19 protein-coding genes are annotated in these 18,896 nt (G+C 73.0%); 11 read left to right on the forward strand and 8 right to left on the reverse strand.

The genetic code is table 11. The features are described 5' to 3' along the window. Positions 1 to 49 precede the first annotated feature (49 nt). The gene (locus OO60_RS26010) at positions 50 to 814 is read left to right on the forward strand and encodes an ANTAR domain-containing protein (RefSeq protein WP_033262330.1); all 765 of its coding nucleotides are present in this window, start codon (positions 50 to 52) and stop codon (positions 812 to 814) included. Between the two features lie 101 nt (positions 815 to 915). Next, complete coding sequence (locus OO60_RS26015; RefSeq protein WP_003094703.1) at positions 916 to 1,305, forward strand: STAS domain-containing protein; 390 nt, start codon at positions 916 to 918, stop codon at positions 1,303 to 1,305. A 5-nt stretch (positions 1,306 to 1,310) separates the two neighbouring features. On the opposite strand, the gene OO60_RS26020 is transcribed toward OO60_RS26015, so the two are convergent. Together OO60_RS26020 and OO60_RS26025 are read right to left on the reverse strand one after the other, a co-directional pair. Then, positions 1,311 to 2,714 (reverse strand): PP2C family protein-serine/threonine phosphatase, encoded by a 1,404-nt coding sequence (locus OO60_RS26020; protein ID WP_033262250.1) that lies wholly within the window; start codon positions 2,712 to 2,714, stop codon positions 1,311 to 1,313. A 4-nt stretch (positions 2,715 to 2,718) separates the two neighbouring features. Further along, on the reverse strand, positions 2,719 to 3,456 hold the full coding sequence (locus tag OO60_RS26025; protein ID WP_033262251.1) for a GAF and ANTAR domain-containing protein: 738 nt from the start codon (positions 3,454 to 3,456) through the stop codon (positions 2,719 to 2,721). A gap of 139 nt (positions 3,457 to 3,595) precedes the next feature. Between OO60_RS26025 and OO60_RS26030 the strand changes: the two genes are divergently transcribed. The 3 genes from OO60_RS26030 to OO60_RS26040 all read left to right on the forward strand — a co-directional run bounded on the left by OO60_RS26030 (position 3,596) and on the right by OO60_RS26040 (position 5,967). Beyond that, positions 3,596 to 4,342, forward strand: a complete 747-nt coding sequence (locus OO60_RS26030; protein WP_004560749.1) for a GAF and ANTAR domain-containing protein — start codon at positions 3,596 to 3,598, stop codon at positions 4,340 to 4,342. A 9-nt stretch (positions 4,343 to 4,351) separates the two neighbouring features. Beyond that, positions 4,352 to 5,272: a non-homologous end-joining DNA ligase gene (gene ligD / locus OO60_RS26035; protein ID WP_004560750.1), complete on the forward strand. Its 921-nt coding sequence runs from the start codon at positions 4,352 to 4,354 to the stop codon at positions 5,270 to 5,272. 275 nt (positions 5,273 to 5,547) lie between these two features. Continuing rightward, positions 5,548 to 5,967 (forward strand): DUF6292 family protein, encoded by a 420-nt coding sequence (locus tag OO60_RS26040; RefSeq protein ID WP_004560751.1) that lies wholly within the window; start codon positions 5,548 to 5,550, stop codon positions 5,965 to 5,967. A gap of 49 nt (positions 5,968 to 6,016) precedes the next feature. On the opposite strand, the gene OO60_RS26045 is transcribed toward OO60_RS26040, so the two are convergent. Together OO60_RS26045 and OO60_RS26050 are read right to left on the reverse strand one after the other, a co-directional pair. Then, the gene (locus tag OO60_RS26045) at positions 6,017 to 6,898 is read right to left on the reverse strand and encodes a class I SAM-dependent methyltransferase (RefSeq protein WP_033262252.1); all 882 of its coding nucleotides are present in this window, start codon (positions 6,896 to 6,898) and stop codon (positions 6,017 to 6,019) included. Then, complete coding sequence (locus tag OO60_RS26050; RefSeq protein WP_033262253.1) at positions 6,895 to 7,818, reverse strand: alpha/beta hydrolase; 924 nt, start codon at positions 7,816 to 7,818, stop codon at positions 6,895 to 6,897. The genes OO60_RS26045 and OO60_RS26050 overlap by 4 nt, the downstream gene beginning before the upstream one ends. Before the next feature lie 69 nt (positions 7,819 to 7,887). On the opposite strand from OO60_RS26050, the gene OO60_RS26055 reads away from it, so the two are divergent. Both OO60_RS26055 and OO60_RS26060 read left to right on the forward strand, forming a co-directional pair. Next, the gene (locus OO60_RS26055; protein WP_033262254.1) at positions 7,888 to 8,448 is read left to right on the forward strand and encodes a TetR/AcrR family transcriptional regulator; all 561 of its coding nucleotides are present in this window, start codon (positions 7,888 to 7,890) and stop codon (positions 8,446 to 8,448) included. 97 nt (positions 8,449 to 8,545) lie between these two features. Next, complete coding sequence (locus OO60_RS26060) at positions 8,546 to 8,887, forward strand: DoxX family protein (protein WP_004561166.1); 342 nt, start codon at positions 8,546 to 8,548, stop codon at positions 8,885 to 8,887. On the opposite strand, the gene OO60_RS26065 is transcribed toward OO60_RS26060, so the two are convergent. After that, positions 8,845 to 9,714 carry an alpha/beta fold hydrolase gene (locus tag OO60_RS26065; RefSeq protein WP_004561165.1) on the reverse strand — a complete coding sequence of 290 codons (870 nt, stop codon included), beginning with the start codon at positions 9,712 to 9,714 and terminating at the stop codon, positions 8,845 to 8,847. The genes OO60_RS26060 and OO60_RS26065 overlap by 43 nt on opposite strands. Continuing rightward, on the reverse strand, positions 9,711 to 10,733 hold the full coding sequence (locus tag OO60_RS26070; protein ID WP_004561164.1) for an alpha/beta hydrolase: 1,023 nt from the start codon (positions 10,731 to 10,733) through the stop codon (positions 9,711 to 9,713). The genes OO60_RS26065 and OO60_RS26070 overlap by 4 nt, the downstream gene beginning before the upstream one ends. Before the next feature lie 133 nt (positions 10,734 to 10,866). On the opposite strand from OO60_RS26070, the gene OO60_RS26075 reads away from it, so the two are divergent. The 3 genes from OO60_RS26075 to OO60_RS26085 are packed head-to-tail and all read left to right on the forward strand — an operon-like array spanning position 10,867 to position 12,525. Beyond that, positions 10,867 to 11,541, forward strand: a complete 675-nt coding sequence (locus OO60_RS26075; protein WP_033262255.1) for a hypothetical protein — start codon at positions 10,867 to 10,869, stop codon at positions 11,539 to 11,541. After that, on the forward strand, positions 11,541 to 12,089 hold the full coding sequence (locus OO60_RS26080; protein WP_004561162.1) for a DUF6529 family protein: 549 nt from the start codon (positions 11,541 to 11,543) through the stop codon (positions 12,087 to 12,089). Before OO60_RS26075 ends, OO60_RS26080 begins: the two co-directional genes overlap by 1 nt. A gap of 16 nt (positions 12,090 to 12,105) precedes the next feature. Continuing rightward, positions 12,106 to 12,525 (forward strand): Rieske (2Fe-2S) protein, encoded by a 420-nt coding sequence (locus OO60_RS26085; RefSeq protein ID WP_033262256.1) that lies wholly within the window; start codon positions 12,106 to 12,108, stop codon positions 12,523 to 12,525. On the opposite strand, the gene OO60_RS26090 is transcribed toward OO60_RS26085, so the two are convergent. After that, positions 12,522 to 13,979: a hypothetical protein gene (locus OO60_RS26090; RefSeq protein WP_033262257.1), complete on the reverse strand. Its 1,458-nt coding sequence runs from the start codon at positions 13,977 to 13,979 to the stop codon at positions 12,522 to 12,524. The two genes, OO60_RS26085 and OO60_RS26090, sit on opposite strands and share 4 nt — an antisense overlap. A 134-nt stretch (positions 13,980 to 14,113) precedes the next feature. On the opposite strand from OO60_RS26090, the gene OO60_RS46950 reads away from it, so the two are divergent. Further along, positions 14,114 to 15,046, forward strand: coding sequence for a DUF3800 domain-containing protein (locus tag OO60_RS46950; RefSeq protein ID WP_003082536.1), 933 nt, complete (start codon positions 14,114 to 14,116; stop codon positions 15,044 to 15,046). Positions 15,047 to 15,583: 537 nt separating this feature from the next. Here OO60_RS46950 and OO60_RS26100 read toward each other — a convergent pair. After that, entirely contained in the window at positions 15,584 to 18,895 is a 3,312-nt protein-coding gene (locus tag OO60_RS26100) for an AfsR/SARP family transcriptional regulator (protein WP_081911259.1), read from the reverse strand. Position 18,896: the final 1 nt, after the last annotated feature.

Genomic DNA, 18,896 nt, shown 5'->3' on the forward strand with positions numbered 1-18,896 from the left:
GCCGCGTCTTGCGGTAAATGAAAGAGGACAAAAACCGGTGGAGGGTGCGGTGACCGAATCACTGATGAACGCGGCGGACCGCTGGAGACCGCTGACCGAGCTGCTGCAGGCCCTGCTCGAGCGGGTCGCCGGCGAGCTGCCCGGGTGCCTCGGCGCGGGCCTGACCGTCAGCCACGGCGGCCGGCCGCTGCAGGTGCTGGCCACCGCCGGCGTCGCCGAGCACCTGCTGCCCGCACAACTGCGCCACGGCGGCCCGGTCGCCGTCGCGGACGCCACCGGCGAGCCGGTCAGCACCGACGACCTCTTCGGTGACGAGCGCTGGCCGGCCCTGACCGGCGACACCGTGCCCGGCGGGGAGGTGGTCCGCGGGGCCGTCGCGCTGCCGGGGTTCTGGGACGAGAACGGGGCTTTCGTGCTTTCGGCGTCGCTGGACCGGCCGCCCGGTTCCACCACCCTGCCCGTCCTGCAGCGGTACGCGAAGCTGACCGAAATGACGCTGGTGGTCGCCGAGACCGCCACCGCGGGCGACCCCGACCAGATGCTCGACCTGCTGGCCTCCCGCGCCGCCATCGAGCAGGCGAAGGGCGCGATCATGGCGGTCCGGCGGTGCTCGCCGGAGGAGGCGTGGCAGACGCTGCGCCGCGCCAGCCAGGAGTTCAACGTCAAGGTCCGCGAGCTGGCCATCGCCCTCGTCGAGTACCTCGGTGGTCACACGGCGACCCAGCCGGCGGGCACGCCGGCGATCCACGCCGGCGCCGAGGCCCGGCACGCCGCCGAGCGCCTCTGGTCGGCCTTCACGGCGGTCTCGTCCTGAAGGAGGGCGTTTCCACGCCGGGCGTTTGGGTATCAAGATCCCGTCCGTGATCACGTCACTGCGTCGCCGGCCCCGGCCGGCGCGGAAGGCCAACCGAACCCGTGTCCCCCACGTTCCCGGTCCCCACCCGGTCCGCGCCGCTCACGGCGCGCCGGACGGAGTACCGCCCCGGTCTCGTCGTGCTGACCTTCGCCGGCGAGATCGACGCACTGACCCTGCCGATCCTCGAGCGTGAGCTGCGGGCGGCCCCACCCGGGACGACGGTGGTGGTGGACCTGACGCAGGTGGCGTTCATCGGCCTGGCCGGTGCTCGCGCCCTGGCGGCGGCCGCGGAGCGCGACGGCGGCTGCTTCGGGGTCGTGGCGAACAGCCGGACCCTCGCGCGCCTGTTCCGCGTCACCGGCCTGGCCGCGGTGGTCCCGATGTTCGCGTCGTTGTCGGACGCGCTGCGGGAACTGCTGGCGGCCGGCGTGCAGGACCGCGCCTGCTGACACGCTCAGCGCGGCACCCAGCGGGCGATCAGCACGCCGGCGTCGTGCCGGAGCTCGTCCTCGCCGTGGACCAGCACGGCGCGGGTGAGCCGGCGGGCGATCTCCGGCGGCAGCTCGCCGGCGGCGTGGCCGAGGTGGCGGGCGATCCGGTCCCGGCCGAACGGCTCCCCGGCCCGGTTCGCCGTCTCCGCGACGCCCCGGGAGTACAGCGCCAGCAGGTCGCCGGGTTCGAGCCGCAGCTCCGTGGCCGGGAACCGCGCGCCGGGCGTGGCGAACCGCGTCGCGGCGGAGCCGGCCGCGGGAAGCGCCTCGCCGCCGCGGACGACGAGGGGCGCGGGCTGCCCGGCGCCGAGCAGCCGCAGGACTCCCGTGCGCAGGTCCAGCTCGGCGACCACCCCGGTCACGGCCGGAGCGCCGGGCAGGGCGTCGAGCTCGGCGGCGACCGCGGCGAACTGCTCCCCGAGGGACGCGCCGCCGTGGCGAGCGGCCCGGTAGGCGGACAGCGCGTTCACCACCGCGATGTTCGCGCCGGCGGTGCGCACGCCGGCGTCGAACAGCGCCAGCTGCGCGCGGTCCTCCGAGAGGGCGTAGTCGAACACGGTGGCGCAGAGTTCGTACGCCGGCTGGACACTCGCGCCGACGACGACGCTTTCGGTGGCCGCGGTGAGCGGCGGCAGGTTCTGCCACAGCAGCTCGGCGGGGGAGCCGCGGCGCCGGTGGCGGCGGTGGCTGTCCAGGCCGTCGCCGTACTGGGTGGTGGCGGTGACGAGGTGGCCGAGCAGCGTCGCCAGCCACCGGCACTGCTCCCGCAGCACCGGGTCGTCCGGGTCGGCGTCGTCCGGGACGATCTCCAGCACGCCGAGCCGCTCGACGCCGTCGAGCAGGATCGTCCACAGCGTGCCGTCCCGCGCGACGGCGGTGCCGGCTCGGCGGAACACGTCCCCGCCGACGGTGGTCTCGATGTCGAGCTCGGCGCCGCCGGGACGCAGCGGCACGAGGGTGCGCTGGTCGTAGTCGGCCAGGTAGACGCCGATGGTCAGGTCGAGCGCGCGGCCCGCCTCGGCGACGACGGCGGGCAGCCGTTCGGGCGGGGCGCGGTGCGCGCCTTCGAGCAGGTCGACCAGCGCCTTCAGCGGGCCGTGCAGCGGTTTCGCGTCGCGGACGGAGTGGCTGTAGGGCGCGCGGGCGGGGCCGGTCTCGTCGAGCCGCTCGTTGACGGCGTGGGCGAGCATGTCGCGGTCGACGCGCGGCAGCGTGGTCAGCCCGTTGAGGTAGGCGTCCAGCTCGATCAGGCTCAGGCTGCCGCCGAGGGCGAAGTACCGCATCCACAGCTGTTCCAGCGTGAGGTCGCTCCGCGCGAAGCAGGCCGCGATCCGCCGCCGCTGTTCCTCTTCGGGCAGGAAACGCATCCGCTCACCCTTCCCGCGGCGCCGGCGCAACGAGCTGCGCGGCGGCCTCGGCCGGGCTGCCGCCGCCGGCGCGGGCCAGCGCGAGGAGGCGGTCGAACGCGGCGTCCTCGCCGAGGCCGTCGCGGCCCATGAGAAAGCCTTTCGCCAGGGTGATGAGGTCACGGTCGCGCAGGGTGTCCTTGAACCGCGCGCTGAACCGGCCGGCCCGCTCGTAGGCGCGCGCGTTGGCGACGAGCACGGCGGCGCGGTCGGCGAACCGCACCAGCGCCCGCTCGTCGGCGGGCCCGAAGGCGCCGGGAACGGTCGCGTAGAGCTTGATGGCGCCGTGACAGCCGTCCCCGGCGACCATCGGCGCGGTGACGACCGACCGCAGCCCCGACCCGGCCACGGCGGCACACCACGAGGCCCACCGCCGTTCCCCGGCGACGTCGTCGACCCGCTGCGGCGAGCACTCCCGCAAGGCGGCCAGGCAGGGGCCTTCGCCGAGCTCGTACTGCAGGGCGTCGGCCTCGCGCACGAGCGGCCCGGACGCACAGGTGGTGACGAAGCCCCCGGCCCCGTCGACCAGGGTGACCCCGGCCCCGTCCGCGGCGGTGATGGTGGTCCCGGCGAGCGAAACGATCAGCTCCAGCACCGAATCGACGGTTTCCCGCGACAGCAGCAGCCCCGACATCCGGGCGGCGACGGCGGCGAGCTCACCATCCAGCGGCAGCCCACCCGGCGCGCCCTCATCCGACGACATGCGTGCTGATTACCTACCCGGCGGCCTCGGCAAACCTGAAGCCGAGTACGCCCACGCCGGCCTCCCTCCCATTACGGACATGGATCCGCCCCGGTCTGGGTAACCCGACGTCACTTCGCGCCGAGCGGGAGGAGCACACATGGACCGGCCCGACCCCACCGCAACGGCCTCGCCGTTGTTCGACGAGGTCACGGGAGCGCTCGAAGCCCTCTCCGAGGTCCTGCGGGAGGAGGACGACTTCCGGATCCTGCTCCGGCACGTCTGCCTGCAGGTGCGCCACGCCGTGCCCGGGGTGGACGAGGCTTCCGTCACCCTGGTCACCGGGGACGTGCCGCACACGGCGACCGCCACCAGCAGTGTTATCGGGGAGCTCGACGGCGACCAGTACCGGATCGGGGACGGGCCCTGCCTCGAGGCGATGCGCAGCGGCAAGATCGTGCGCACCACGGTGACCGACGCGCTCGAGCGGTGGCCCGAATTCGCCCGCGGGGCGCGGGAGGCCGGCTTCGGGAGCTTCCTCGCCGCGCCGCTGGTCGCCGACGCGGAATTCTCCGGGGCCGTCAACTGCTACGGGCGGCAGGACGACGGCTTCGAGGAGGTCGAAGGCCGGCTGCTCGAGCTCTACACCGCCGCGGTCGAGGCGATCCTCCGCGTCTACCACCGGTACCTGCGGGCGCGGGACACCGCCGAGCACCTCCGGATGGCGCTGACCTCGCGGGCGGTCATCGACCAGGCCAAGGGGATGCTGATGGCCATCCGCCAGGTCGAGGCCGACGACGCCTTCGCCCTGCTCGTCGAGCAGTCGCAGCGGGAGAACACGAAGCTGCGGGAGGTCGCCGAGCGGTTCGTCGAACGGGTCGTCTCCGGCCACGTCCCGCCGCGGTAACGTGGGGCCGTGGCGGGGAGCCGGATCACGGTGCAGGTCGGCGAGCGGCAGCTGACGCTCTCGAACCTCGAGAAGGTGCTCTACCCGCGCCACGGCTTCACCAAGGGCGAGGTGCTCGACTACTACACGCGGATCGCGCCGGTGCTGCTGCCGCACATCCGCGACCGGGCGATGACGTTCGTGCGCTTCCCGGACGGCGTCGGCGGTGGCTCGTTCTTCGAGAAGGACGTCTCGCGGCACGCCCCGGACTGGGTCCGCACCGCGCGCCTGGTGGTCGGCGGCCGGGGCCACGACCCCGAGATCGTCACCTATCCGCTGCTCAACGACCTGCCCGAGCTCGTGTGGGCGGCCAACCTCGCCGCGCTCGAACTGCACGTCCACCAGTGGACCGTCGGCCCCGGCGACGAGCGCCGCACCCCGGACCGGCTCGTGTTCGACCTCGACCCGGGGCCCGGCGCGACGGTGGTCGACTGCTCCCGGGTCGCCGAGCGGCTCCACGAGGTCCTCGTCCGGGACGGCTTCACCCCGGTTGCGAAGACCAGCGGCTCCAAGGGCATGCAGCTGTACGCCGGCGTGGTGACCACGGACGCCGGTGAGCCGTCGCGGTACGCGAAAGCGCTGGCCGAACGCCTCGCCGCCGAGACGCCGGACCTCGTCGTGGCGCGGATGACGAAGAACCTGCGCCCGGGCAAGGTCTTCATCGACTGGAGCCAGAACAACCCGTACAAGACCACGGTGGCGCCGTACTCGCTGCGCGGGCGCGACGAGCCGACCGTGTCGACTCCGGTCACGTGGGACGAGGTCCGCGCGTGTCGGCACGTCACGCACCTGCGGTTCACCGCCGACGCGGTTTTGCGGCGCGTCGAGGACCTCGGAGATCTTTTCGCCGATCTGGAACGCAGCAGGGTGCCGATTCCTGCGATCGGCTGAACTTCGGAAAGTCCCATTCCGCCGGGTCCGGCCGTCGTTTCGCCGGAATGGGGCGGAAAACGGCGTCACCTGCGCATTTGATCGTCCACATCGGACTATTGCACGTGCAGACGGCTGTGTCGGTGCACGAACCCGCAACAGGGAACGTCCGGCGGTGGGCCGAAGTCGGCGAAGTCGGTACGGTCGACGGACGAGCCGCGGCGTCCGCCGTGGTGGTGAAAGACAATGACACGGCGGCCGTCGCCGTTCTTGTCGAATGTGGCGAAAGGAAACAGGTGTCCGCCCTGATCGACACCGATCTCGAATTCTGGTTCCAGCGTGGCCTGCGCGCGTATCTGGGCGAAGTGGCGCGTGCGCTCGGCTTCGGCTTCGAGTCGTGCACCGTGGACGTCGACGTCCCGGTTTCGGCCTACGTGGCGGTGGACTGGCGGCTGCGGCGGTTCCCCGAGCGCGACGTGGCCCTGCTCTGGGACGAGGTGCACGGCTGGGCGGCCGCGGTCGAGGCGTCGTGCGGCGAGGAGATGATCGTGCTCGCCTACCTCGGCGGCGCGGACGTCCTGCCGCCGGCGCGGGAGGTCGTGCGGTTCCTGACCGCGTTGCGCGCGGGCGCGGTGGACCCGCACGAGCCGGGCTCGCCGGTGCTGCGCCGTCCCGGCCGCCACCAGGAACTCCTGCCGCTGCTGCCGGCCCGCTGATCCACAGTGGACGAAGTGGTGCCGCGCCGGGCCGGCGCGGCACCGCGGGTCACCCTCTCTCGGCGAAACTCACCAGCGTGATCGACGGACGCAGGTCGCGCAGCCCCGGCAGGTCCGCGAGCCGGCGCAGGGCGCCCGGCCGCCACGCCCCGCGCCCGGGCGGCGGCTGCACGTCTTCGACGGCGGCCACGCCGGGGATGCGCCCGAGCACGCGGCCGGCTTCGGAGACGGTCAAGCCGAACGGCATCGGCGGCACGGTGTAGCGCGCGGACAGGCGCAGGCCGGAATTGTCGGTGCCGTCCGGTAGCGTGGAAGACGGGGGGCGCCCCCGCGGCCCGCTCCGCAACGTCCGGCGGCTGAGCCACGGCGGGATCGAGTCGAAGAACAGCTGCCCGCCGGGGAACCGCGCCGCGCAGTCGGCGATCAGGGCGAGCACGTCGGCGCGTTCGAGGTACATGAACAGCCCCTCGGCCGAGATGAACACGCCCCGCGCCGGATCGGGCCCGGCCAGCCAGCCGCGGTCCAGCGCCGAGGCCGCGATCGCCGTCATCCGCGGTTCCGGGGGCAGCAGGCGCCGGCGTAGGTCGATCACCGGCGGCAGGTCCACCGACAGCCAGTCGACGCCGGGCCGGCCCAGCCGCCAGTAGGTGGTCTGCAGGCCCTCGCCGAGGGCGACGACGGTCGCGGCCGGATGCCGGGCCAGGTAGGCGCGGAGCGCGAGGTCCAGCGCCGCCGCTCGCAGCGGGTGGATCTGGTCCGGTTTGCCGAACCGCCCGTAGTCGTAGGAGATCCGCTGGTGGAGGTGTTCGGCCAGCGGGTCGGTGAACGCCGAGCCGGGGTGCCGCGACTCTTCGGCGCGGTTGCGCAGCGTCCACAGGCAGGTGGCCGCGACGCCGTCCAGTGCCTCGCCGTCGATGGCCGGCCCGGTCATGCGGCGAAGGAGGTCCGGAGGAACGCGAGGATCTCCGCCCGCGCGGCCTCGGCCTGCGGTGCCAGGCCCGGCAGGCTGAGGAACGCGTGCCCCGCGCCGGGGTGCTCGGCCAGCCGTGCCGGGGTGCCCGCCGCGGCGAGCCGCTCGGCGTAGCGGCGGCCGTGGTCGGCCAGCGGATCGTGGGTCGGCACCACCACCAGCGCCGGGGCCAGCCCGCCCAGGTCGTCGGCGTGCACCGGGGAAAGCGCCCGGGTGCCGGGGCCGGCGAGCCGCTGGATCAGGCGCAGCACCGGCACGCTCAGCGTGGGGGTCTGGGCGTGTTCGGCGACCGAGCCGTGGTCGAACATCGCCGCCGTCACGTCGGTCGCGGGGTTCACCAGCACCTGCGCCCGCAGGGCCAGCCCGGCGTCCCGGGCCCGGATCGCGGCCAGCGCGCCGATCAGCCCGCCGCAGCTTTCCCCGAAGACCGCGGCCCGCGCCGGGTCGACGCCCCACTGCCCGGCGTCGCGCACGAGGTGCCGCAGGGTGTCCCAGCCGTCGTCGACGGCGTCCGCGAGCGGCTGGTCCGGGGCGACGAGCCGGTGCTCGACCGAGACGACGACCGCGGGCAGCCGCGCGGCGAGGTGGCTGGTGACCCAGTCGCTCTGCACCGCCGTGCCCACGAACCCGCCGCCGTGCACGTGGACCACGAGCGGCAGCGTGCCCGCCCGTCCGGCGGGCCGGTGCACCCGCACCGGCAGCACGCGCCCGGGCAATGCCAGTTCGCGCCACTCGATCCGGGCGCCCGGATCCGGTTCCCCGGTGACGGCCCGGGCGGCGGCAGAGGCCCGGAAGCGGTTCTCCGCCTCGCGGTAGGCGATCAGCTCGCCGGTCGTCATCGCGAGCCAGTCCGGCTCCGGCGGTCGGGTTTCCTGGGTCATGGTCGGCTCCCTGATTTCGAAACCTGAGGTATCGAAACCTACGGTAGCGAAAAACGGTAGGGTGGCGCCATGCCTTCCGCACCCGCCCGGCCGCCGGGCCGTCCCCGCGCCGGGATCGACGACCGGGTGTTCGCCGCGACCCTGCGGACGGTCCACGAACTCGGCTACGCGCGGGCGACCGTGGAGCGCATCGCCGCGGCGGCCGGCATCGCCAAGACGACGATCTACCGGCGCTGGCCGTCCAAGGGCGAGCTGATCGTGGACGTCCTCCTGGACGCGTTCGGCCCGGCGCCGCTCGTGGGCGGGAGCCGGGCCGAGGTCCTGACGTCGGTCATCCGCTGGGGCGCGGCGAAGATCGCCGAACCCGGGGTGGGCGACGCGTTCGCCGGCGTGTTCAGCGACGCGGTCAGCGATCCGGCCCTGCGCGGGGTGCTGTCCTCGCGGCTGCAGGACCCGTACCGGCTCGCGCTCCAGGACGCGCTCGGCGAGCCGGAGCAGCGGGTGCTCTTCTTCGTCGACGTCGTCGTCGGTGCCCTGCTGCACCGGATGGGCATGACCGGCGAGCCGATGGCCGACGCCGACGTCACCGCCCTGGCCGACATGGTCGTGGCGCACTTCGCGGCCGAGTGACGGCCGTCACGGGCCGGGCTGTCACATCGGCCGGGGCCGCGGGGTCGTGGGGGTGACGGACCCCGGCCGGGGGTTCGCGAAACCCCGAGGAGTTCCGATGTCCACCGCTCACCTGATCGTCACCGTCGCCGCCGCGGCCTGGGTCGGCTTCTCGGCCGTTTCGATGCTGACCCGCGCGAAGTGGGTCGTCGAGCCGATCACCGAGTACGGCGTGCCCGAGGCGTGGTGGCCGTGGCTCGGCGCGGCGAAGGCGGCCGGCGCGGCGGGGCTGCTCGTCGGCCTGTTCTGGCCGCCGATCGGCATCGCGGCGGCGATCGGCCTGGTGCTGTACTTCGCCGGCGCGCTCGTCACCGTGGCCCGGGCGCGGTCGTACGGGCACCTGGTGTTCCCGGCGCTCTACCTGGCGCCGGTGGTCGCCTCGCTGCTCCTGCTGCCCTGATCGGCGAGCCAGGTGAGGGTGGCGGCGGCGTGGCGCAGCACGGAGAGGTGCCCGTCGCCGGGCGAGGGCCGGTACTCGGCGTCCGGGCACCGCCGGGCGAGCCACGCGCTGTGCGTGGCGGGGATCATCCGGTCCTCTTCGCCGTGCACCAGCAGGACGGGCGCACTGATCGACGCCGGATCGCCGCCCCACGGCGTGACGTAGGCGAGGTCGTCGTCGATCAGCCCGCCGGGCCCGTCCGCGAGCGCCGCGCGGACGACTTCGTTCAGCCACGACCACGGCCCGTGGAGCGCGGCGAAGTCGGCGTCGGTGAAGACGTCCGGATCGAACGCGGCGGCGGCTTCGTGCTTTTCCTTGGCAGCGCGCCCTTCGGTGGCGGCACGCAGGGAGGCGGCACTGGCCGCGGCCATGCCCCCGAACCAGTCGAGCCCGGGCGCGTCGAAGGGCGCCACCGCGGCCAGGCTCGCGACGGCGAGCACCCGCTCCGGCAGCAGGGCGGCGCAGGCCAGGGCGTGCGAACCGCCGCCGGAGTGCCCGAGCAGCGCGAACCGCCCGATCCCGAGCGCATCGGCGACGGCGGCCACGCACCCGGCGACGTCCCCGACGGTCCGGCCCGGCACCGGCGTGGAGGAGCGGTAACCGGGCCGGTCGAAGGACACGAACCGCACGCCGAGCTCCCGGGCGAGCGGCAGCAGCGGCCCGGGCGGGGCCCCGGTGTTGGGCGTGCCGTGGTGCCAGAAGACGGTGAGCCGGGCGGGGCCGCCGGTGTCGTGGACGCGCAGGGACCGCCCGCCGGGCAGGGCCAGATCGGTTTCGGTGACCGTCACCGGGCCAGCCGTTCCGCCAGCCAGGCCAGCGAAAGCGGGTAGCGGTAGTCGATCCCGCCGTGCCCGGCGTCGAACAGCTCGAAGTGGACGCGCTCGGCCGGCAGGCCCGCCGCCGCCACCTCGGCCCGGAACGCCTCCGCGCCGAGGTCGAGGAAGTACTCGTCGCTCGTGCCCGCGTCGATCCACACCGCGCGCAGCGAACGGACCGCCGCCGCGTGGCGCGCCACCATCCGGACCGGGTCCCAGTCCAGCCAGCGCTGCCACGGTTCCGGCCGCAGCGCGCCGGTCAGCGGGTCGAACGGCAGCTCCGGCGTCCCGTCTTCGCGCGCCGAGAAGCACGCCGAGACGCCGAGCAGCATCACCAGCGTCGGATCCTCGGGCCGGGTGAACGCCGGACGGCTCCGGAAGTCCGCCCACCACGCCTGGATGTCCTGGTCGTACTCGCGCAGCGCGCGGACCGCCTTGCCGAAGTCGGGGACGTAGCACAGCTCGTAGAGCGAGTCGCCCGCGTGCGTCGCCAGCGCGCCGAACAGGTCAGGGCGCAGCATCGGCGTGATCATCGCGCCGAACCCGCCCGAGGACTTGCCGGCGATCGCGCGGGAGGCCGGGGCGGGCAGCGTCCGGTAGTGCTCGTCGACCCACGGCACGATCTCGTCGCACAGGTACGAGTGGTAGCGGCCGGTGCCCGGCGAATCGACGAACTGCGAGCCCCCGTAGGCGGTCCACGCGTCGACGTACACCACGACGCAACCCGGTGCGCCGCCGGCGAAGACGGCGTCCGCCGTTTCCACGAACGGCCGGCGGAACGGCGTCCGGTTGGCCCACATCGTCAGGTGCCCGGTGTAGCCCTGGATGACGTACACCGCCGGGTACCGCTCGCTGCCGTCGTCGTAGCCCGGCGGCACGTACACCCAGAGCGGCCGTTCGTGCGGATCGCCGAGCGGGTTGCCGCGCAGCAGCGTGGAGGACACCGTGTGCCGGTCGAGCCGGCCGGCGAGTTCGCCGTCCCAGGGCAGCATGCGGCCAGTCAACCACGATCCACCCGGTTGCCGACGCTAAGCATTACCTCTTTTCCGCGCGTAGCGTTGAGCCGTTTCGGCCCGACGTCCGTGTCGAGGACAGGTGGTGGGCCGGGGAGATGCGGGGAAGACCATGAAACATCCGGGGCCGTTGTTCACTTTGCTCGCCGGTGTGGTGCTCGCCGGCGGGATCGGGATCGCCGACGTGGCGTCGGGGACCGGTGCGCCGGTCGCCGGGAACGCGAGCGCGGTGGGCGCCGCGAGCACCTCGGCACCCGCACCACCGGTGACGACGACGGCGGCGGAACCGCCGAAACCCGCGGTGCCCGCACGAGCCGACTACGCCGGGCGGGTGACCGGCGGTGGCGCGTCGATCGCGGTGTCGGCGCGCGACGGCCACGCCATCGCGTACGTCTGCGACGGCAAGAAGGTCGAAGCCTGGCTCCAGGGCGTGACCACCGGCGGGAAGCTGGATCTCCGGGGCGCCCCGAACGCGAGCCTGACGGGCAGTTTCGACGCTGCTTCGGCCACCGGGACCGTGACGGCGGCCGGCAAGACGTACCAGTTCACCGTGCCGGTGGCGAAGAAACCCGCGGGGCTCTACCGGGCGACGCCGAAGGTCAAGGGCAAGGCGGGAAAGGTGGGCTGGATCGTGCAGTCCGACGGCAGCCAGGTCGGCCTCCTCACGACGGAAGACGGCTCGGTGGCCGCCCCGGCGCTCGACCCGGCCGGCGGCACCGCGACCGTCGACGGTGTCCCGGTGACCGCCGAGCCGATCAGCGGCGTGGCCGGAACCGGGGAGTTCTGATGACCGCCCCGGCAGCGGGCCGCCGCACCGCGGTCGCCCTCGTCGTGCCGCTGCTGGCCGGCGCCGTCGTGTCGGTGGCCCTCGGGGTCTACGGCGGCCTGCACACGCCAACCGGGGTCGCGGTGAACATCGCGGGCTTCTCCGGTCCGCAGTCCGTGAAGGCCTGGCTCGCCACGGTCGTCGTCGTGCTCGCCCTCGTCCAGCTCCTCTCGGCGCTGGCGATGTACGGCAAGCTCGGCAGCGCGCCCGCGTGGGCCGGGCCGGTGCACCGCTGGTCGGGACGGCTGGCCTTCCTCGTGTCGATCCCGGTCGCGATGCACTGCCTCTACGCGCTCGGGTTCCAGGCGTTCGACCTGCGCGTCCTCCTGCACTCCCTGCTCGGCTGCTTCTTCTACGGCGTGTTCGTGGCGAAGATGCTGCTGCTGCGCAAGGACGGCACGCCCGGGTGGTCGCTCCCGCTGCTCGGCGGCCTGGTCTTCACCGCGCTGGTCGGGCTGTGGCTGAGCGCGTCGCTGTGGTTCTTCACCCAGTCCGGTCTGACCTTCTAGCCGCGGAGGACGAAAAGTGCCCAACGACGACGTGGACCCGGCGGTGACGCGCCGGACGGCGCTCGCGGTCCTCGGTGCCGGGCTGGCGGCCGGCTGCAGCACCTACGGCGGCAGTCCGGGCGGGACGACGGCGGCCGCGGTCCCCGGCGGCACCGAGCTCGGCGCCGCCGCCGACGTGCCGGTCGGCGGCGGCAAGGTGTTCGCGGACAAGCAGGTGGTGGTGACGCAGCCGGCGGCGGGGACCTTCGCGGCCTTCTCGGCGATCTGCACCCACCAGGGCTGCACGGTCGACACGGTTGCCGGCGGCACCATCAACTGCCCGTGCCACGGCAGCAAGTTCAAGATCGCCGACGGCTCGGTGGCGAACGGCCCGGCGGCGAAACCCCTGGAGAAGAAGCCGATCACGGTCACCGGCGGCAAGATCACCCTGGCCTAGGCGTAGGCCTTCGCGATCGTCCGGCCCTCGATCGTCCACAGTGGATTCGACGTGTCCGGCTCGCCGTGCAGGACGGTGCCGTCCGGACAGGAGTACCGGACGTCCGGTGCCGCGGCCGCGGTGCACGGCACGCCGTTCTCCAGCACGAGCAGGAAGGGGGCGGCCGTCCCGCCGGGCTGGGGTGGCGACGGCAGCGCACCGGCGTAGGCCAGCAGGACGGTCCGGGTCGCCGAGGTCGGGCAGGAGACCTGCGACCGCGGTCCGGGCGTGGCGAAACACGGGTCGTACGTCGTACCGCCGGCCGCGCAGCGGTAGGCGTCGTGGCGGCCGGACACCGCGGACACCGCCGTACAGGAGCCGGTCGCGCGGGCTGTCGCGGCCCGCGGCCGGTACTCGACGACCTGCGTGAACCGTGGGGCGCGGCGGGTGGTCACCGGGATCTCGAAGGCCGGGCTCGCTCCGGCGACGCTGCTCGTCACCGGCCCGATCCCGGCGGCGACGAGCCGGCGCACGACCGCGCCGCCGTCCGGGTGGCACGGTTCGAGCGCCGCCCACACGTCGGCGGCGACCTCGGCGAAGGGCCGGTCCGCGGTGTACCGGGCGGCGCCGGCGTCCGCGGCGCAGGCGAGCACGCCGGCCGCCGGGCCGGCGCCGCCGGCCAGGCCGAAGAGCGCGGCGGCGCGGTGGGCCGCGGTGGCGAGCGCCGTCCCGAGGGCGGGCCCGGGATCGGCCTGGCCGTGGATGCTCGCGGGCAGCCGGCCGATCGGGACGGTGTAGGTCACGCCGGCACCGGGCCAGAGCAGGTCGCGCTGCCGCGGGCGGCCGAGCAGCTGCACGGCGGACGTGCTCGCCGCCGCGGTCCGGATGGCCGGCCCGGGCCACGCCGTCGGCAGGACGATCCGGTAGGGCACCCTCGAATTCGAGGTCAGGGTGACGTTCGCGGAGCCGCTCTCAACCGTCACGCACACCCACACCGGCGCTCGCGGATCCGGCTCGCCGACGTCGACGGTCACCCCGGTGGAGCTCGCCGCGCGCCCGGCGCAGTCCGGCTGGGCCGCCGGCTCGGCTTCGCGGCCCAGCGCGGCGAGGTCGAGCAGCCCACCCCAGAAGCCGCCCGGATGCGCGATCTCGGCGACGAGGCTCCGGGTGGCACCGTCGTAGGCGGCGGGCACGAGCCGGGTCCCGTTCTCGGCGATGACGACCGGCGCGAATCCGGCGGGCGGCGCGCCGGGCACCGGGATCCGCACCGGCCGCGGCGCGCCGCTGACGTCCACGCCGCCACCGAACCGGCGGGTCATCGGCGGCACGGCGCCCGGCTCCGCCACCGCCTCGCTCCCCGAGGCCGGGGTGGTCGCGAAGACCTGTTGCCGGACAAGCACTCCCGTGGCGCCCAGCAGGAGCACGGCCACGGCGGCGGTCAGGGCGAGCCGGGCCGGTCGTTCGTTCGTGGCCATCGGCACCTCCTCCGAACACCTGCAATCCGCGAGTCACCGGACCCGCCGCGGTCGTTAGCCGCCGTGGCCCAACCGTGATGCCGGTCCGCCAATCCGGTCGCCCGCGGCCGGGTCCCTCTGGCACGATCGGGTGGGTGCGCCCGGTCGAGATCGCCTGCGACGAGTCGGGCTCGGAGGGCGAAAACCTGCTCGGCGGCGAGACGGCGGTGTTCGCCCACGCGGGCGTCCGCATGCCGCCGGCGGAGGCGGCCGCCTGCGTCCGGGAGATCCGCGCCCGGATCGGCTCACCGGCCGAGGAATACAAGGCGAACCACCTGCTCCGCGCGAAGCACCGAGCGGTGCTCGAGTGGCTCCTCGCCCCGGACGGCCCGCTGGACGGCCGCGGCCACGTGCACCTGACGGGCAAGACGTTCTTCGCGGTCCGGGCCATGGTGACGCTCCTGGCCGAAGACGGCACGGAGGAGATGGCCCGCGTGCTGCACCGCACGGGCCCGGCGGCGTTCGGCGCCGCCCGGTGGGCGTACTTCCTGACGGCGTTCACCAGCATCGCGAGGCTGCGCCCCCGCCGCGGCGTGACGGCGTCACCGGAGGAGTTCTTCGCACTGGCCGGCGAGCTGGCGCAGGTACCGGGCGAAGCCGGCGACCTCATCGGACGCCTCCGCGGCGGAGCCGGGCGCGTGACGGCGTACCGCAGGCGGCTGGCGAGCGACCCGGGCCTGGTCCCGGCCCTGGACCCACTGGTGCCGGCGGTGATCCACACGGTCCGCCACTGGAGCGCGGACGGCACCCCGGTCGAGCTGGTCCACGACGAGCAGCTGGCTTTGACGGCGGAGCGGATCCTGCAGCTCAAGAGCACGTTGGGGCACCGGCTGGCGGGAGTCAGGTTCGTCGATTCCCGGGCGGATGCGCGGGTGCAGATGGCCGATTTCCTGGCGGGGGTGGCCCGGCGGATCGCGTCGGACGAGCTCGACGGGCGGGGGGATCCGGGGTTGACTGCGCTGCTGAGGTCCTTCGTGGACGACGAGTCGGTCTGGGACGGGCCGGGGGAGGCATTCGTCGGAACGTGATGCCGCCCGCCGGCGCACCCCTGGCGTCGACCGGCGCGGGTTGTCACCCTCGCCGGTCGACGATCCGCCGAAACGGACGATGGGGACGGCGCACCCTTCTTGGTTGCAGTCCCACGCCCGGCCCTTGAGACAGTTAGCGCTAATGCGCTTCTGCCCTAGGCAGCGATCCTCTCGGGATTCCAGTAATCGCCGCGGCATTCGGTCGGAGCGGCGATGTGCGTCGCCTCCCCGGCGCCGGGCCGTTCTTCCGCGGCGTTCTTGTGGCCGAGAGCGAGAACTGCGGCTCCGACGGAGACTGCCAGCCCGAGACCGGCGACCAACAAAGCTTTGGGCATCAGAGTTCTTTCGCGCTAGTTGGGTGAGGCATCCGTAGGGAACCTGCACCCGGAGTTGATGATGCGCGAGCTTAACCGCCTTCCAGGTGTCGCCCGATCGGGGGTGGTCAACTCGGAAGGGGACTCGGTGCTCACTTACCGCGGTCGCGCTTAATGCGTCGACACGGCTACATTCCCGCCGCTGGTTAATTCAGAGTAACTTTCAGGTTTGTGGGCTCGGTGGCGGCTTCATCAGGTGCGCGAGATCGTTTTCGAGGTGTTCCTCGCGTTCTTGGTTGCCCAGGTCGCCGTAGATGGCCGCCGCGGTCAGCCACCCTTCTTCGGCGGCCGCGACCCGGCCCGTGTCGTGCAGCGCATGGCCGGCGATGTGCAGCGCGTCGGCCTCGACCGGCGCGTTGTGGGTTTGCCTCGCCAGGCGAATGGCCTGCCGCGCGTAGCCGATCGCTGCTGCGTGCTCGGCCTGGCGCTGGTGGATGAAAGCCATCACGCAGCACGCACGGGGGCCCACTTCGAGATCGTGAATCCGCTCGATGATCGACAGGGAACGCATGCCGTGGCAGCAGGCGTCGGCGAATTCGTGCAGTTCGGCCAGGGTGGCCGCCAGTTCTGCCAGTGTCTCGGCCTGGCCGTGCTCGTTGCCGATGCTTTCCCGCAGGCTCAGTGCCTTGCGGAACAGGGCGAGCGCCTCGCCGTGCTGCCCGCCGGTGCTGCGCAGCGTCACCGCCAAGCGATGGAGGATGGCCGACTTGGCTCCCGAATCGTCCGTTCCCGCCAGTTGGTCCAGTGCGCGCCGGTACAGGTCGGCGGCTTCCCCGAGATTGCCGACCTCGGCTTCGTAGGCGCCCAGGTTCGACAAGGAAATGGCAATTCCCATCGAGCTCCGTGTCTTCTGCGCGAGCGCCGCTGCCAGATGGAATTGCTGCAATGCCGAATCTCGCTCACCCAAAGCGAAGGCGATTTTCCCGTAATCGCTTCTAGTTGCCCCTTCGCTTTCGAGATCGGCAACCGATTGAACCGACGAAACGGCTACCCGATAAGTATCGTAAAGGTCACTGTAAAAACCATAACGGCGGTATAGACCATACAGATTGTGTGGAATCCGCCAAGCGTACTCGTGATATCCCCGTTCCGCCGCCCATGGCACCAGTTGCGAAAAGTTCGTGCGCTCGGTCAGCAGGAAACTCGCCGCCGCACTCTCGGATGCGTGCTCTACCAACGGAATGCCGCTCACCGGCGGCAGCATCGGCACCGGCGGCCGGAAGGGGAACAGCAGGCGGTCGGCGTCGTAACTGGCGTGCAGGTGGAAACTCAGCAACCGGCGCTCGGCCTGCTCCCGCCCGTCGACCTGCTCGGCGAGTTCGCGGGCGAACGCCCGCAGCAGGTCGTGGATGCGGTAGCGACCCCGAAACCCCGTGTGGGTCAGGAAGTGCGTGCCCGCCAGCACGTCGAGGGCGTGCTGGACCTCCTTGACCGGCGAGCCCGCGAGTGCCGCCGCCGCGTGCACCGTCAGTTCCCGGGTCGGGGACAGGCCGATCAACCGGAACAGCTCCCGGGCTTCGGGCGGTAGGGCGTGGTAGGTGACTGAGAAGGCCGCGCGCACGTTCGCGGGCGGGTCGTCCCCGTCGTCGCCGATGTCGAGCAGGCGGCTCTCGTCCCTCAGCTCGTCGGCGAACTCGGTCAGTGCCGCGCCGCGGCGGCTTTCGATGTGGTGGGCGACCAGTTGCAGCGCAAGGGGAAGACCGCCGCACAACGCGGTGATCCGGGTGAGCGCCGCCTGTTCCGCCACGCCTCGCCTGCCGATGCGTCCGGCCAGCAGCTCCGCCGCGTGCGCGTCGTCGAGCGGGGTCACCGAACAGTGCCGTGCCCCGTGCCGGCTCGCCAACGCGGTCAGGCCCTGGCGGCTGGTGACGAGGAGCAGTGACGGAGACAGCGTGAACAGCAGCGGCAGCACGTGGGCCGAGTTCGCGGCGTTGTCGAGCACCACCAAAGTGCGCGTCCCCGCAAGGATTTCGCGTAACTTCGCCTCGCGCCGCGCCCGCGTGGCCAGGCGCGCGATCGGCACGTCGACCGAATCGAGCAGGGCGTCGACCACGTCGGCGGCTTCCAGCGGGCGGCTGCCGTCGAAGCCGTGCAGGTCCAGGTACAACGCCGTGTCGACCAGGCTGCCGTACTGCCGGTGCGCCCAATGCACGGCCAGCGCCGTCTTTCCGATGCCCGCCAGCCCGTCCAGGACGACGACGCCGGGGCGGAACCGGCCCTCGCCGGTGCACGCCAGGCGGTCGAGGTCCGCCAGCAAATCCTGGTGCCCGACGAAATCCGGCGGTGCCGGGGGAAGCAGCGACCGGCCCCGCGGCCGGAACGCCGGGAGCAGGCTGCCCGGCCGGTCGCCGACGGGCCGGTCGGCCGGCGGCCGCGGGTGCGGCAGGGCGGCCAGCCGCTCGGCCGCGCTGCGGGCTCCCGGGCCGGTCCGCCTGCCCGGTTCGGGTGACGCGGTCAAGGCGTTGTAGTACTTGAGCAGGTCGTCGGCCGCGGCCTGGTCGTTCTCGGCCTGGAGGAGCCGCCGGACCGCGAGGTGGTAGGCGCCCATGTCGTCGGTCCGGTCGAGCTCGCGCAGCACCTGCAGGCGGCGGCGGGCCAGTCCGATGTCGGTCGGGTGTTCGCCTTGGAGTTCGTCGAGTTTCCGCAGGGCGGCCTCGAAACGTTCGAGCGCGATCAGCTCGCCCAGCAGCAATTGGTTCGCCGGCAGCCAGGTGTTGTGCACCGCCGCGTAGCGCCAGTCACGGGCGCGCTGGGAGGTCAGGTCCGCGAGCGGTTGTCCGTGCCACAGGCCGAGTGCGGTCGTGACCGCATCGCACGCCGCTTCGTGATCCTGCGCTTTGCTGTGCCGCCGGGCCGTTTCGATCATTTCCCCGGCCGCGAAATAGTCGATCGCAGTCCGTTCGACGTCGAGGAGCAGCGCACCGTCGACCGTGCGCAGGGTCGCGGGAACCCCGGCCTCCCGCAGGGCTTTGCCGATGCGCCCGGTGTAGGTGCGGAACGTGGCCACCGGATCCTGGGGCTCGCGTTCGTCGGCCGACCACACCCATTCGACCAGCGTTGTCACCCCCATGCGCACCTTGGGTTGCGTCAGCAACGCCGCCAGCACTTTCTGCAGCTTGGGTGAACCCCATCGGGTGGTCAACTGCCCGTGCATGCGCATGGTTGTCTGCCCGAGAATTCCGAACGCGATCTCCATCCGCCAGCTTTCCCCCCTCCTGGGATTGCTGTGTAGCACCTGCTCGCGCAATTGATTCTGGCATTTCCCGTCGGCGCCGCGCAGCGCTCTGACCTGTGCTGACCTCGATTTGTCACGTTTGACAGCCGTTTGCTGCGCGGTTGACGGCGGCCTCGACACGTCGTTGACAGCACGGGGTTCCACGCTTGCGGTGTCCGAGGGAAAACCCGGCCGAGGGAGGCGCGAAATCATGATCGAGTTCATCGAAGTGCACCGGGAAACGACCTTCAGCAGCCCCACC

It is taken from the genome of Amycolatopsis vancoresmycina (assembly GCF_000716785.1).
Lineage (GTDB): Bacteria > Actinomycetota > Actinomycetes > Mycobacteriales > Pseudonocardiaceae > Amycolatopsis > Amycolatopsis vancoresmycina.

Coding starts and splice junctions, on each gene's coding strand:
- OO60_RS26020 (WP_033262250.1), bottom strand. CDS start 2,714: ATGCGTTTCCTGCCCGAAGAGGAACAGCGGCGGCGGATCGCGGCCTGC.
- OO60_RS26025 (WP_033262251.1), bottom strand. CDS start 3,456: ATGTCGTCGGATGAGGGCGCGCCGGGTGGGCTGCCGCTGGATGGTGAG.
- OO60_RS26030 (WP_004560749.1), top strand. CDS start 3,596: ATGGACCGGCCCGACCCCACCGCAACGGCCTCGCCGTTGTTCGACGAG.
- OO60_RS26045 (WP_033262252.1), bottom strand. CDS start 6,898: ATGACCGGGCCGGCCATCGACGGCGAGGCACTGGACGGCGTCGCGGCC.
- OO60_RS26050 (WP_033262253.1), bottom strand. CDS start 7,818: ATGACCCAGGAAACCCGACCGCCGGAGCCGGACTGGCTCGCGATGACG.
- OO60_RS26055 (WP_033262254.1), top strand. CDS start 7,888: ATGCCTTCCGCACCCGCCCGGCCGCCGGGCCGTCCCCGCGCCGGGATC.
- OO60_RS26060 (WP_004561166.1), top strand. CDS start 8,546: ATGTCCACCGCTCACCTGATCGTCACCGTCGCCGCCGCGGCCTGGGTC.
- OO60_RS26070 (WP_004561164.1), bottom strand. CDS start 10,733: ATGCTGCCCTGGGACGGCGAACTCGCCGGCCGGCTCGACCGGCACACG.
- OO60_RS26075 (WP_033262255.1), top strand. CDS start 10,867: ATGAAACATCCGGGGCCGTTGTTCACTTTGCTCGCCGGTGTGGTGCTC.
- OO60_RS26080 (WP_004561162.1), top strand. CDS start 11,541: ATGACCGCCCCGGCAGCGGGCCGCCGCACCGCGGTCGCCCTCGTCGTG.
- OO60_RS26090 (WP_033262257.1), bottom strand. CDS start 13,979: ATGGCCACGAACGAACGACCGGCCCGGCTCGCCCTGACCGCCGCCGTG.